The organism is Prochlorococcus sp. MIT 0701 (assembly GCF_000760295.1).
Classification (GTDB): Bacteria; Cyanobacteriota; Cyanobacteriia; order PCC-6307; family Cyanobiaceae; genus Prochlorococcus.
In genome coordinates, this window is sequence record NZ_JNBA01000015.1 from 20,466 (window position 1) to 34,461 (window position 13,996).

The following is a 13,996-nucleotide window of genomic DNA, read 5'->3' on the forward strand; positions in this document are numbered from 1 at the left end:
GGGAGAGAGATCAATGCCAGAATGCCAAAAATATAAGCACACCACATTATACCAACCGAGTCTGTGTTCAACGTTGCGATCCGATTGTTTAAAGGTCCGATGAATGATTTGCCATGAAACATTTTTTTACCATGCTTATCGTAGCGAGCTCAGGGATATGCTCCTTGGCTCCAAGGATCTTGTTGGTAGCGCTTGTGTAAGTCATGAAAAAAGAGGATCCAAGAATGACTTTAAACAATCTCTTTCAATTCTTATCTATTCTAATTTTTTTCACTAGTTTCTTCCTGACAAGAATCAACCTTTGCTTTGCTTTGCTTTGCTGTCCAGCGATGGTGCCAGGTATTGGTCGCCTCTAATCCGCAGAGCTGTTGTTCAGTGCTACGCCGCCTCCGGATCACTTCTGCCTGGTCTTCTCCAGTTGGATCGCGGTACGGAACGGCTGCGCGTGTATGTAGATGTTCATGTTCCATTGCAGAAAGCGCCCGCCAACCAGGACCTTTCTCTCCAAAGCTGATATTGAACTGTTTTATACCCATGGTGCCACTGCTCCAACCTCCGCGCTCCCCTGGCACTTGCAGTAGCGAGAATAATTTCAGCCCTGCTCGCTGCAAGCTGGCACGTATGGCCGCTGCACGGCTATAGGTCAGCAGCCTCCCACCTGGAGCCAATCGTATGGCCAGGCCATGCAGAAACTCTTCACTCCATAGCTGTGGGCAGCGACCTGGAGAGAAGGCGTCGTGAAGAATCAAATCAAACTGCTCATCTTGGGGTAGCTGATGAAGCGTTTGACGTGCATCGCCCCACAACATTGTTCCCCTGCTCTCTGGCTGATCCCAACCATCACAATCTCGGATTAAAATAAGTCTCTGGTGGACCGATGCTGACCAGGCACTACAGAAACCCGTCTGCGCCAAAGCGAGTTCCAGTGGTCGCCTGTCAATCTCTAGACCCCACCACAGCACTTTCGGTGCTGGAGTTGGCATGGCATCCAGCACAGCCGCAGTGTTGTAGCCAAGACCCATGCATACGTCGAGGATCCGAAGAGTTTGTCCGCCACTAAAGCGCGTCAACTCTGCCGGTTGTGCGAATTTCGCGCATGCTTCATTCAGCGCTCCGGCGGAGTTGTGGAACGCTTCGTCGAAGTACTCACTATGCAGGCTGAAGCTACCATCCGCCGTTGGGAAAACGTTCAGCTCCCCCAAAGGGCGAGAGTGGCCGGCATTAGCGATGCAGCCGCTCAAGGTCATCCCAGAAGTTGGGGTAGGAAACAGCCGCAGCTTCGCTACCAGTCAAGCGGGAATTGCCCTCCGCCAGCAACGCAGCCACCGCCAGGCTCATGGCGACACGATGATCCGTTTCACTATCGAGGTCTGTGCCTCGCAGTGTTCGCCCCCCGCGGATAGTGAGCCCATCGGCATGTTCATCGATATCTGCTCCCATAGCCGTGAGTTGCCTGGTCATCACAGCGAGCCGATCGGTTTCCTTGACGCGCAGTTCACTAGCGTCAGTAATTTTGCTTTCACCATCACAGAAACAAGCAGCCACCGCCAGGATCGGCACCTCGTCGACCAGGCGAGGAATGATGTCCCCATTGATGCTGAAAGGCTTTAACGGACCTTGCCTCACCCGTAGGTCTCCAACCGGCTCACCGGCGACTTCATGGCGGTTGAGCACCTCAATGCGAGCTTCCATTTGCTGCAACACTTCCAAGATGCCAGTACGGGTGGGGTTTAAACCAACGTTTTCCACCACCAGCTCAGCTCCAGGCACTAGCACGCCTGCGACAAGCCAAAAGGCAGCGGAACTGATATCACCTGGAACGACAATATTTTGCCCATAAAGCTTTTGTCCTGGGCTCACTCTGATATGGCGGCCCATCTCTCCTCCCACTTCGAGATCAGCACCGAATGCCCGCAACATGCGTTCGCTGTGGTCTCTCGAATGGGCTGGTTCGATCACAGTCGTTGCCCCATCAGCTGTAAGGGCTGCCAGCAGCAGGGCTGACTTCACCTGGGCACTTGCTACAGGTGTACCGATGACACCACCACGAAGTTTCTGACCGCTCACGGCAAGGGGTGCGAAGTCGCCGTTGGATCGCCCTTTGATTTTGGCTCCCATCATTGCTAAAGGCTGGCCAACCCGATTCATCGGCCTACGGCGCAAAGAGGCATCACCGCTAAGCACGAAATGGCGGCCCTTGCGTGCCGCCAACAGCCCTAACATCAGCCGCATTGTTGTGCCGGAGTTGCCGCAGTCGAGTACATCTTGCGGTTCTTGAAGCCCATCGAGGCCAACGCCCTCAACCCGAACTGTTTGCCCTGCCCGGATTGGGCTGATGGTGACTCCCATGGCGCGAAGGCAGGCGGCGGTACTAATGGGATCTTCAGCAGGTAAAAGGCCTTCGATGGTGGTGCCCCCTTCTGCGATAGCTCCAAACAACAGCGCTCGATGGGAAATCGATTTATCTCCAGGAACTCGCACCGTTCCAGAAAGCCCACCACCTGCTCGAAGCTCACGTGTCAATGAGGCAGTGCTTGTAACGCTCAATGGGTGTGGCCCGGATCAGATCGATCTTATGGGCAAGCGTTTGAGCTTATTTCCAATTTTTTTTGTGCTGTGCAATTTGTCTCTTTTGGATCATCTCAATCAGCAGATAGCTGACGAGTGTTTTTTGCTAAACAGTCCATTTTTAATTCAGGTCTTTTTGACCATCGCTTGACGACAAAGGCTCTCCATCACATAACCGAACAGGCTTGGATCAGGTTCTTTGCTGCCCAGATCCTCCAGCCCCAACTCCTGCCATCGAGCATCCACCCTGCTTTCTAGATCTGCATCCCGACTGAGTGGCTCGCCCCATTCATGGCGCTTCTCAGGGCCAATCTTAGTGGTGGCGTCGATAGCCATCCTGCCTCCGAGCCCTAGATGTTCGCTAGCAAAATCAAGGCTGTCGAAGGGGGTGTTCTCAAGTACAAAGAGATCCCTTTGCGGATCGACCTGTGCAGCGATAGCCCATACCACTTGACGTGGATCTCTCACGTTGATGTTTGCATCTACCACGACAACGAATTTTGTATAAGTGAATTGAGGCAATGCGCTCCAGAAAGCCATCGCGGCACGCTTGGCTTGTCCTGGATAAGACTTGTCGATTGCAATCACCGCCAGCTTGTAACTGAGGGCCTCCATCGGTAGAAAGAAGTCAACAATCTCCGACACCTGTTGACGCAAGATGGGCGTATAGATGCGGTTCAAGGCGATGGCGAGCATCGCTTCTTCTTTGGGGGGGCGGCCGCTAAACGTAGTGAGGAAAATCGGATCGCGGCGTTGAGTCACGCAGTGGAAGCGCACCAATGGTGAAGACTCCACTCCTCCATAGAAGCCCATATGGTCACCAAATGGGCCATCCTCTAATTCCTCACCTGGTGTGATCGTTCCTTCCAATACCACTTCGCTGTGGCTAGGGACTTGCAAGTCAAGTGTTTTGCAACCAGTGAGACGTACACCCTCTCCTGCATAAAGACCAGCAAAAAGCCATTCACTGAGTTGCACAGGAATCGGGGTTGCTGCGGCCATGATCAGCAGAGGGTGAACACCAATAGCAATGGCTACCTCCAGCTTCTGGCCCATGGCAGCAGCTTTGCGTAGGTGCCTGGCTCCGCCGCGAACGCTCAGCCAATGCACCGTCATGGTCTTTGGCGATTGGCGTTGTAAGCGATAGACCCCCACATTCGGCACTCCCGTTTCCGGGTCTTTGGTAATCACAAGACCCAGGGTGATCACACCACTGGCATCGCCTGGCCAGGGACGGATCAAAGGCAGGTTGTCGAGATTCAACGCATCTCCACGCAGCACCTGCTGGTGGCAGGGAGGTGTGAGATCCAGGTCTGGTCGCGCTTTGATCAAATCCCAAAACACACTTGCGAACTGTCGGGTTTCTTGCAGACCCTTTGGCGGCCTTGGTTGCTGCAGCAGAGCCAGACGAGTACCCAGATCCTCAAGTTGCTGAGCGTTGTCCAAACCCATGCTCCACACCACTCGCTCCAAGGTGCCCATCAGATTCACTGCCACTGGCATCGATGAACCAATCACGTTTTCGAACAACAGGGCCGGTCCTCCCAGGCCCAGTACCCGATCAGTGATAGCGGCTAGTTCTAAATCTGGGTCTACGGGGGCACTGATCCGCCTTAGTTGGCCACGTTGATCAAGTAGGGCTAGGAAGTCCCGCATGTCTTGGGACGCAGGTCCGCGACGAAGCAGGGGCATGGTTGGTGAGACAGGCAGCAAAATGATCTAGTTACTGTGGCGCACGTCGTTCCTTATCGAGGCCATGCAGCTCGCCTATTTCCATGTGGCCGCGGATGTGCCTCAGGGGACTGAGCCTGACGCTGCTGTCGTCATCGACGTTCTCAGAGCCACCACCACCATCGCCTGGGCTTTAAACAACGGTGCCGAAGCTGTTGAGACCTTTGCTGATTTGGACCAACTGAGGCAAAGCGCTGCTCAATGGCCGGAGTCTTCCCGCTTGATGCTTGGTGAGCGAGGCGGAAAGCGCATTGAAGGATTTGATCTGGGAAATTCCCCCGTCGCTGTAGTGCCAGAGCAAGTGGCTGGCAAAAGACTATTTATGAGCACGACCAACGGCACGCGCTCGTTGCAGCGAGTGCGTGGAGTTCAGCGTTTGTACACATTGGCACTACCGAACCGCAAGGCTGTTGCAGACCACTTGTTGATGGATCCACCTGAGCAACTTTGGATTGTTGGTAGTGGCTGGGAAGGGGCCTACTCCCTGGAGGATTCTTTAGCAGCAGGAGCATTGGCCGATTTGCTATTGGATGCTGCAGCTGATGAGGCTTATGTCGTGAACGACGAACTGACTGCTGCTCTAGCCCTTTGGCAGCAGTGGAAGCAAGATCCAGAAGCCTGTCTTCGTCAAGCCAGCCATGGGCAACGCTTAATTGGGCTTGGCGATCACGATGCAGATTTCAGATGTTGTGCTGAATTGGATCGGCTTTCTGTGGTTCCTGTTCAGGTCAAACCAGGAGTCCTTTGTGCCTCTTGAAACCACACTGCGATCTAAAGTCTCGCTCTCTGTATCAACCCTGTGAACGACTTTCTGGCAGCCGCTTTGCAGCTGACGAGCACCTCGGAGCCAGAGCTCAATTTTGCTGCTGCCGAAGAGCAGATCGAACTCGCTGCCCGCCGTGGTGCGGAATTGGTTGGATTACCTGAAAATTTTGCCTTTATGGGTGATGACGAGCGACGGCTGGAGCTTGCACAAGACTTAGCTCAGCAATGCAGCCGCTTTCTGGTCACCATGGCAAGGCGCTACCAGGTGGTGCTTCTGGGCGGTGGCTACCCTGTGCCTGTAGGAGATAGCAATCACACGGTAAACAGAGCCGAATTGGTTGGTCGTGATGGTCAACTGCTAGCGAGATACGACAAGATTCATCTCTTCGATGTGGATCTGCCTGAAGGCAACACCTATCGGGAATCGGCCACGATTACGCCTGGTCGTGAACTACCCCCGGTCGTGGATGTACCAGGACTATGTCGGGTGGGACTATCCATCTGCTACGACGTGCGCTTCCCTGAGCTCTATCGCCATCTCGTCGCTGCTGGCGCCGAGTTATTGATGATTCCTGCAGCCTTCACGGCTTTCACCGGAAAAGATCACTGGCAGGTCTTACTGCAGGCCAGGGCCATCGAGAACACCTCCTATGTGCTTGCACCTGCCCAGACAGGTCGTCATTACAGCCGTAGGCAGAGCCATGGACATGCCATGGTGATTGACCCCTGGGGAACCGTCTTGGCTGATGCAGGGGTGAGTCAGGGTGCTGCCATTGCCCCTGTGGATAACTCACACATTGGTCGCATTCGCGCGCAAATGCCAAGCCTCCAACACCGGCAGTCAGCACTGTTCTGAGCCAATGGCCTCGGCTCCGTCCCGCCGTCTCATCCTGCTGGTGGTTGGTGCCTTGCAGATCCCTTTGGTTTTGGCAGCGTTGCCGGCCAAAGCGGCAAGCGCTTTGGCGGCCTGGGCACTTGGAAACGACGGGGTGTTGCAGTTGCGTACATCAAGAGGGGCCCGTCTAGAAGCATTCTTTCAACCGGCGGATGGTGCCCAAGGAGCAAAGGTCTGGATTGATTTTCCTGGAGAATTGAGCCGCTCCCGCAGCCTGCGGGGTAGCGGGCCGGTGCGTGCGATTCGTTTGGGCAAACCAACGCCTGGATCAACTCGACTGGTGATTGAGTTCAAACCATCAATCTCTCTGAATCCAAATCAGCTCAAGCTGGTAGGAACCTCTCCGGACCGCTGGAAGCTCAACTTCGAAGGCTTACCGACCCGTGGGCTTCGCCGTATCGGTGAGGGAGACCTGACAGCATCAACTTTGAGCCGATGGGCTCCTGGAATCCGGATTACCCCCACACGAACGCCTATCAATGCCTCTGGTTTGCCGAATGTCCCCCGCGGGCGCTTTAGAGTTGTCATTGACCCTGGTCATGGTGGTCCAGACCCTGGTGCTATAGGGATTCGCGGGGTGCGTGAGACGGATGTTGTTCTCGATGTTTCCCTTCAGGTGGCCCAGCTATTAGAAGCTCGAGGGGTGCAGGTCATCATGACCCGCACAGCTGATGTGGATGTGGATCTACCGCCAAGAGTAGCGATCGCCAATCGAGTAGGTGCTACTGCATTTGTAAGCATTCATGCCAATGCCATCAGCATGTCCAGACCACAGGTCAATGGAATCGAAACCTTCTATTTCTCTGATTCCCGTTCAGCCAGGTTGGCGTCTCATATCCAGCAACAGGTGCTGAACGTCTCCCCTGGGAGCCCAAACAGAGGGGTCAGACGGGGCCGTTTCTTTGTCATCCGACGAACCACAATGCCCTCCGCCCTTGTGGAGACAGGTTTTTTAACAGGACGGCTGGATGCTCCTCGGCTGGCTTCAGCAGCCCATCGCCGCAAGTTGGCTCTGGCTATTGCTACTGGCATCCTCAACTATTTGCAGGGGGTCCGTTGAAGCCTCGCTTGGGATTATTTGATAGCGGCGTGGGTGGGCTGACTGTGCTCAGGCGAGTGCTGGAGCGCCATGGGAAGGTGTCTTGCCTCTATCTCGGTGATACCGCCCGAGTCCCTTACGGAAACCGCATGCCGCATGAAATCCGAGTGATCGCCAAGGAGGTTGTCCAGTGGTTACGAGACCAGCAAGTGACTGCGGTTGTGATGGCTTGCAACACCACGAATGCGTTGGCTTCTGATGTGGCTGAAGCGGTTGCGGGAGGGATCCCTGTAGTGAGGTTGATCGATGCAGCAGCCAACATGCTTTCGGAAGAGCGTGTGGGAGTACTGGCCACTCCTGCTGCTGCTGCATCAGGCGCATATGGCAAACAAATTGAGATCTCTCGACCAGGCACGATGGTTATTGAGCAGGGATGTCCGGCCTTTGTGCCATTGATTGAGACTGGTCAACTCAGCAGCGAGGAGCTTTATCAGGCGGCGCGTGAGTATCTGAATCCACTCTTGACTGCACAGGTGGAAGCAGTGGTTCTCGGATGCACTCACTATCCTCTTCTTGAACCAATCTTGCGACAGATTTTGCCGCACGATGTGCGCTTGATTGATCCTGCTATCGGTGTGGCGCGCGAGCTTGATCTTCTATTGGGTACCCCAACGATCCCATTGGGAACATCGCTGTCGCTTACCTCTACACGTTTCTGCGTAACTGACAACCCCGAGGGCTTTGCTACACGTGCTACGCCGTGGTTGGGTGAGCGTCCTCAAGTTGAGTTGGTTTCACTGCAATGTCCTGCCTGCGCCTCGTAAGATCACTCCACCGAGGGAATCCATGGCCACCGTTACTGAGCTGCTGCAGCCGGTCGAGCTGGATCTTGAGACCCTGCTCACTGATCTGCGCAGCTTGATTGGTGCCGGTCATCCCATTCTTCAGGCAGCGGCAGAGCACTTATTCAGTGCCGGTGGCAAACGCCTTCGCCCGGGCATTGTGCTGTTGATCTCAAGAGCTTTATCTGCTGATGGTGATCTCTCGGCCCGCCATCGTCGGCTGGCGGAGATTACCGAGATGATCCACACGGCTTCTCTTGTTCACGACGACGTCGTCGATGAGGCGGCCACTCGCCGAGGCGTGGCCACTGTTCATAGCCGTTTCAATCATCGCGTTGCGGTTTTGGCAGGTGATTTTCTATTCGCACAGGCCAGTTGGCATCTGGCTAATCTTGATAACTTGGCTGTTGTCAAGCTTCTAAGTCGGGTCATCATGGACCTCGCCGATGGGGAGGTGAAGCAGGGCCTCTATCGCTATGACACCGGCCAATCATTTGCGACATATCTGGAGAAGAGCTATTGCAAGACGGCTTCTCTGATGGCTAACAGTGTGCAGGCTGCCGGCGTGCTTAGTGGTGAGAGTGTTGAGCATCAGAAATTACTGCATCACTTCGGTCGCCAGCTTGGACTCGCCTTTCAGGTTGTCGATGACATCCTCGACTTCACAGGCAGTGAACAGCAATTAGGGAAACCTGCCGCGAGTGATTTGGCCAGTGGCTATCTAACTGCACCGGCTCTCTATGCGCTAGAGGAGCATTTGGCTCTAGCTGGTCTGATTGAGCGAGAGTTCAGCGAAGAGGACGATCTTGATCAAGCCCTAGAGCTGGTGCGTAATTCGCAGGCTATTTCACGCAGCCGTCAGTTGGCTGAAGATTTTGCCAGGGAATCTCGTGAAGCCATCACTTGGCTGCCAGATTCACCTTGCCAGCGTGCATTAATGGAACTACCTGATTTTGTTTTAAGCCGTCTCTACTGAGCTTTTTAGAGTGCATCCCAGGCCTGCTGGAGATGATCAAGAACGGTTTTTAACTGAGCGATTTGACGAGGATTCTCATCTTTAAACTTGCCATCGCAATTGATGTCGGCTTCATTTTCGCTCAGCACCCAGACATGACACCCTGCGGCCAAGGCAGCCTCTGTGCCGGCCTGAGAGTCTTCCAATGCCCAACAGGCAGTCGGCTGGACCGCCAGCCGCCGTGCGGCAAGTAGATAAGGATCTGGCGCGGGTTTGCCTGCTCTAAGAGATAGATCATCGCCAAGAACTCGAGTCTGAATCAGTGCAAGCCAGGTGTGATGGATACTTTTGAATGCCACGGCATCTGCCGTACTACTGGAGGCCATGGCCATTGGCAGCCTGTGGTCGTAGCACCAGCGCACCAGTTCCTCTGCTCCAGGCATGGCTTTGGCCTGACTGAGCAGGTGGTTTGCGATCGGCTGGCGCACAGCTAAGAGCTGTTCGATCCCTACCGGGGTGTTCAACCAGTTGTTGACCAGCTGAGCACAATCAAGCCGACGCCGACCTTTTAACATCGACAACTGACTTGTACTGAGGCTGGTAGCGAAGACAGCCGCTGCTTGAGACCAGGCCTGAGCATGTAGAGGTTCAGTATCCAATAACACACCATCTAGGTCAAACAAGCAGGCCGCAGGGAAGGACATGAACCAATGCTCACCATCTCGATTGAATTGATTAAAACTCAATATCCAACTCAGTTATTTTCAATTGGATGCAAGTTGTCAATGGTTTAACAGGAGTTTTTTAGCCCAACTCATACTTTTAACACCTTTACTGTAAAAATGGCCCACCTAGCAAGAGAGACTGCTCATCAGTGATGAAAAGAAGCAGTCATCGCATTTTCAGCTCAAACCTGCGATTTCGAATTGAGATATAGTCTCTACTTGGCTTGCGGCTTATTGGCCCATCAGAGGACTTTGTCGTCAATCAGAGATACATGTGCTATGCAGCACAAAACCAACACTTGTCAGACAAGCCAAGCATGATGAGATGACTTAAGCAAGATAATCCTCTTACTCAAAGAAAGTTGCCATTAGAGGCATTCAACAAATCTCTAAGCTTCCACTCAACTGAAGTAGTGAATATGGCCGCCAAGCAATCATGCTGCTGAGATGTTTCAACAAATTCTGGAAGCACAAGATGGCCGACCTGATGAAATTCGACACCTATGAATTATTAGCATCTAGGTCAGAGGATGAATGCATTTTTGGAGTTTATCAATAGCAGGAATCAACTTAGCCGGCATCGCTTTTACAATCGACTTTACGACCTAATCACAAGTGTCATATTTAAGTAATTCCGAGTCAATGTACTGCCCGCAGAATTGGTCCATCGATGTGCTGCTATGAGCATTCTTTTCACCGTTAGCATGAATGTATTTTTTATAATTACATTTGGCGGCCGGCAAGCAGATAGGAAAAGACTTTGAATTGATCATTTTACTTCGTGCATTTTATCTTATTTCAGATTTTCACCCTTTCATTTTGTACTCATTTAGATACCCCTCAGAGACTGTCGCTGATGGGGTTCGTTTAAACAAGCGTGTCACAGCGCTGTAGTCCCTGCGCTTAATCGCTTGAATGCAGAAAATCACTGGTCATTGATTGCCTTATGTCCCCTGATCCATCCGGCACCATTAAGTCAGTCCTGCAGGAGCAGCGCGTCTTTCATCCCTCCGCAGAGCTGGCCTCACAGTCGATGGTTGGCAGCCTGGAAGCCTATCGTCGGATGGCAGAGCAAGCCAAAACTGATCCTGACAGTTTCTGGGGTGAAGCTGCCCGCAGTGAGCTGGAATGGTTTGAGCCCTTTGATAGGGTTCTCGATTGGTCGAATCCTCCCTTTGCACGTTGGTTTGAAGGAGGCACGACAAATCTTTCCTTCAACTGTCTTGATCGCCATCTCAATGGCCCGAAGGCAGATAAAACAGCCCTGATCTGGGAGGGAGAGCCAGGTGATGTGCGGCGCTTCACCTATCGGGAACTTCATGCTGAAGTGTGCAGGGCTGCCAATGCGCTGAAAGCTCTTGGCATTGGCAAAGGTGACCTGGTTGCCCTTTATATGCCAATGGTCCCAGAAGCGGCCATTGCCATGTTGGCTTGCGCCCGTATCGGAGCCCCACATTCTGTTGTCTTTGGTGGCTTTTCCGCTGAAGCCCTTAGAGATCGTTTGGTCGATGGTGAAGCCAAAGCCGTGATCACTGCTGATGGTGGTTTTCGTAAGGACAAGGCCGTTGCCTTGAAGCCAGCAGTGGATGCTGCATTGGCCGAGGGTGCCTGCCCCAGCGTGATGTCGGTGCTGGTGGTGCAACGCACGAAAGAAAGCGTGGTGATGGAACCTGGTCGGGATCAGTGGTGGCACGAGCTTGTGTCAGCTCAATCGCAAGAGTGCGCGGCGGAACCCATGGCGAGTGAAGATCGCCTGTTTGTGCTCTACACCTCTGGCTCCACTGGAAAACCAAAGGGCGTTGTGCACAGCACAGCAGGCTATAACCTCTGGGCTCACCTCACTTTCAAGTGGATCTTCGACATTCGTGACGAAGACGTCTACTGGTGCACAGCCGATGTGGGTTGGATCACTGGCCATAGCTACATTGTTTATGGGCCTCTTTCCAATGGGGCTACAACAGTGATGTATGAGGGAGCACCACGCCCATCCAAGCCTGGGGCCTTTTGGGAGCTAATTCAGAAGCACGGGATCACGATTTTTTACACCGCACCTACGGCGATTCGGGCATTTATGAAAAGTGGTCGGGCTGTACCCGATCAATACGACATGAGCAGTCTGCGGTTGCTAGGCACCGTCGGAGAACCCATCAATCCTGAAGCCTGGATGTGGTATCGAGAGGTGATCGGTGGTGATCGTTGCCCAATTGTCGACACTTGGTGGCAAACGGAGACCGGTGGAGTGATGATCAGCCCATTGCCTGGTGCCACACCAACGAAACCAGGGTCTGCGACCCTTCCGCTACCAGGTATTGAGGCCGATGTGGTTGACGCACAAGGCGAGCCGGTAGCCGTTGACGATGGTGGCTATCTAATCGTGCGACGTCCTTGGCCAGGAATGATGCGCACCGTGCACGGAAATCCTCAACGCTTTAGAGAGAGCTATTGGGAATACTTACGCCCTAAGGATGGCAGTTTCATCTATTTCGCAGGCGATGGAGCTCGTCGAGATGGTGATGGTTATTTCTGGGTGATGGGCAGGGTGGATGATGTGATTAACGTTTCAGGCCATCGTCTTGGCACGATGGAAATCGAATCGGCATTGGTGAGTCACCCGGCAGTGTCTGAAGCGGCAGTGGTTGGAAGGCCTGATGACCTTAAAGGTGAAGCGATCGTGGCCTTCGTCACCTTGGAGGGAAGCAGGGAAGTGAGTGATGCTTTGATTCAGGAGCTTCGTGTTCATGTGGGCAAGGAAATCGGCCCCATTGCTCGACCTGATGAGATCCGTTGCAGTGATGCCTTACCCAAGACCCGCAGCGGCAAAATTATGCGCCGAATCTTGCGGGCTTTGGCCGCTGGAGAGGAGGTCAAAGGTGATACCAGCACCCTGGAAGATCGCTCCGTGCTTGATCGGCTTAGGGCCTGATCACGACCTCGTTGATGGACTTGCCCAAGAGGAGATCGTTTCCACCAATTGATTCAGAGTCTCGGCCCTGGCGGAGTCATCCGCCCAGTCGCCGAGAAGGTTCTGCCGTAATCCTGCACTGGCTGGGGTGAGGTGATCGCCTGGAAGATGCAAGCTTTGTGTTGCATCTTCCACTCGCTGCTGGAGACTATGCAAAAGGCTTGGGCTCTGATCAAGGCTGTCATTCCCAAAACTCACCAATAAGTTCTGAGGTTGGTGGTAACTCTCGCGAATCAATCGCAATGTTTCATTGGGGCTTGGGCTGAATTCCGTGTAAAAACCAAGCTTTGGTGCAAGTTCGCGAAGCATGGGAATCGAACGATCAGCCGTGAAATTGTTGAAGCTCAATGCCACCAAAGCACTGCTGTTACGACCTCCATCTGGGGCTAGAAGATGCAACTTGCAGCCAAGGCTATGGCCCAAGCGAAGTGGTGTGGGAAGCTCTCCGACTCTGGCCTCAAGTTGTTGTCGACAACGACGCAAATGTTTCCAAGCTTCATTGGCCTGAGCCTGATGGTCGAAGCCTGGCACATAGCCCCAAGCATGAACCGCCAGATTGTGGTCAGCTAAACCTTCAAGCAATCGTCGGTAGCTGAGCTGGGGGCTCGCCGCCAAATAACTGCCCCCCACCATCTCGACCAGTGCGATTGGCTGAGCTGGCCAGAGTCCCCAGACGTTGCCGAGGCGTCTCCATCTGGTCATCGTTTCTTTTTGATTTCCTCCACGACGCGACATGCCTCACGCATATGAGCAGGACCATCGAGGAGATTATTAAAAATATGGCGGATTGTTCCTTGGCCATCAATCACGTAAGTAACTCGGCTTGGCAGCATCCCAAGGGTGCGAGGAACTTCAAAGGCTCGCCGCAGTGTGTTGTCCTTGTCACTCAATAATGCATAGGGCAGGCCATGTCGCTCTGCAAATTTCCGATGACTGATGTCATCGTCTCCACTAACCCCCCAGACTTCAGAACCGAGTTTCTCAAAAACTGAGTAATTGTCTCGAAAGCTACAAGCTTCAGCTGTACATCCAGGAGTGTCGTCCTTGGGATAGAAAAACAACACGAGTACTTTGCCTTTGAGAGCATTACTACGCCGCTTGTTGCCATTTTGATCGACCAGATCAATGGCAGGAGCCTTATCACCAACTTGAAGGGCCATGCAGAAGCTCGCATCTATGACGCACCCTAGAGAGCCCCTTGATGGGTGCGGGAGAATACAAGCAATCGATCGATGAACTCGGCGTGGGGGAAGCAAAGCAGCATCTGTTTGGAGCTGGTCAGTTGGATCTTCTCCCCGATCTCAATGCAGAAGAGGCAGTTGTCACGCCTTCAAAGGCTGTCTCTACTTCAGAGGCTGTCTCTACTTCAGAGGCTGTCTCTACTTCAGAGGCTGTCTCTACTTCAGAGGCTGTCTCTACTTCAGAGGCTGTCTCTACTTCAGAGGCTGTCTCTACTTCAGAGGCTGTCTCTACTTCAGAGGCTGTCTCTTTACCGCAACCTCATGCACCAGTGG

12 protein-coding genes and 1 pseudogene are annotated in these 13,996 nt (G+C 53.4%); 7 read left to right on the plus strand and 6 right to left on the minus strand.

The window, feature by feature from the left end; translation table 11 throughout:
• Positions 1-260: 260 nt before the first annotated feature.
• The 3 genes from EV12_RS03860 to EV12_RS03875 form a co-directional block, all read right to left on the minus strand.
• Positions 261-1,247, minus strand: a complete 987-nt coding sequence (locus EV12_RS03860; protein ID WP_052039519.1) for a tRNA (5-methylaminomethyl-2-thiouridine)(34)-methyltransferase MnmD — start codon at positions 1,245-1,247, stop codon at positions 261-263.
• Positions 1,222-2,547, minus strand: coding sequence for a 3-phosphoshikimate 1-carboxyvinyltransferase (gene aroA / locus EV12_RS03865; protein WP_036912202.1), 1,326 nt, complete (start codon positions 2,545-2,547; stop codon positions 1,222-1,224). The genes EV12_RS03860 and aroA overlap by 26 nt, the downstream gene beginning before the upstream one ends.
• Before the next feature lie 147 nt (positions 2,548-2,694).
• The gene (locus tag EV12_RS03875) at positions 2,695-4,260 is read right to left on the minus strand and encodes a UbiD family decarboxylase (protein WP_036912208.1); all 1,566 of its coding nucleotides are present in this window, start codon (positions 4,258-4,260) and stop codon (positions 2,695-2,697) included.
• Positions 4,261-4,324: 64 nt separating this feature from the next.
• Here EV12_RS03875 and EV12_RS03880 point away from each other — a divergent pair, with 64 nt between their 5' ends.
• The 5 genes from EV12_RS03880 to sds are packed head-to-tail and all read left to right on the plus strand — an operon-like array spanning position 4,325 to position 8,816.
• The gene (locus EV12_RS03880; RefSeq protein WP_036912212.1) at positions 4,325-5,056 is read left to right on the plus strand and encodes a 2-phosphosulfolactate phosphatase family protein; all 732 of its coding nucleotides are present in this window, start codon (positions 4,325-4,327) and stop codon (positions 5,054-5,056) included.
• Positions 5,057-5,098: 42 nt separating this feature from the next.
• Entirely contained in the window at positions 5,099-5,920 is an 822-nt protein-coding gene (locus tag EV12_RS03885) for a carbon-nitrogen hydrolase family protein (RefSeq protein ID WP_036912214.1), read from the plus strand.
• Between the two features lie 4 nt (positions 5,921-5,924).
• The gene (locus tag EV12_RS03890) at positions 5,925-7,019 is read left to right on the plus strand and encodes an N-acetylmuramoyl-L-alanine amidase (protein WP_036912218.1); all 1,095 of its coding nucleotides are present in this window, start codon (positions 5,925-5,927) and stop codon (positions 7,017-7,019) included.
• The gene (murI, locus tag EV12_RS03895; RefSeq protein ID WP_036912220.1) at positions 7,016-7,822 is read left to right on the plus strand and encodes a glutamate racemase; all 807 of its coding nucleotides are present in this window, start codon (positions 7,016-7,018) and stop codon (positions 7,820-7,822) included. Before EV12_RS03890 ends, murI begins: the two co-directional genes overlap by 4 nt.
• Before the next feature lie 22 nt (positions 7,823-7,844).
• A complete protein-coding gene (gene sds, locus EV12_RS03900) occupies positions 7,845-8,816 on the plus strand; it encodes a solanesyl diphosphate synthase (protein ID WP_036912223.1) in 972 nt (323 codons plus the stop codon).
• 5 nt (positions 8,817-8,821) lie between these two features.
• On the opposite strand, the gene EV12_RS03905 is transcribed toward sds, so the two are convergent.
• On the minus strand, positions 8,822-9,499 hold the full coding sequence (locus tag EV12_RS03905; protein ID WP_036912253.1) for an HAD family hydrolase: 678 nt from the start codon (positions 9,497-9,499) through the stop codon (positions 8,822-8,824).
• A 967-nt stretch (positions 9,500-10,466) separates the two neighbouring features.
• Here EV12_RS03905 and acs point away from each other — a divergent pair.
• Positions 10,467-12,443 carry an acetate--CoA ligase gene (gene acs, locus EV12_RS03910; protein ID WP_036912226.1) on the plus strand — a complete coding sequence of 659 codons (1,977 nt, stop codon included), beginning with the start codon at positions 10,467-10,469 and terminating at the stop codon, positions 12,441-12,443.
• Here the strand turns inward: acs and EV12_RS03915 are convergent, their stop codons facing one another.
• Both EV12_RS03915 and EV12_RS03920 read right to left on the minus strand, forming a co-directional pair.
• Positions 12,444-13,184 (minus strand): DUF1350 family protein, encoded by a 741-nt coding sequence (locus EV12_RS03915; RefSeq protein ID WP_036912228.1) that lies wholly within the window; start codon positions 13,182-13,184, stop codon positions 12,444-12,446.
• Positions 13,181-13,642, minus strand: coding sequence for a peroxiredoxin (locus EV12_RS03920; protein WP_036912231.1), 462 nt, complete (start codon positions 13,640-13,642; stop codon positions 13,181-13,183). The genes EV12_RS03915 and EV12_RS03920 overlap by 4 nt, the downstream gene beginning before the upstream one ends.
• Before the next feature lie 41 nt (positions 13,643-13,683).
• Between EV12_RS03920 and EV12_RS14565 the strand changes: the two are divergent.
• A pseudogene (locus EV12_RS14565) lies at positions 13,684-13,996 on the plus strand (hypothetical protein); the annotation flags it as partial.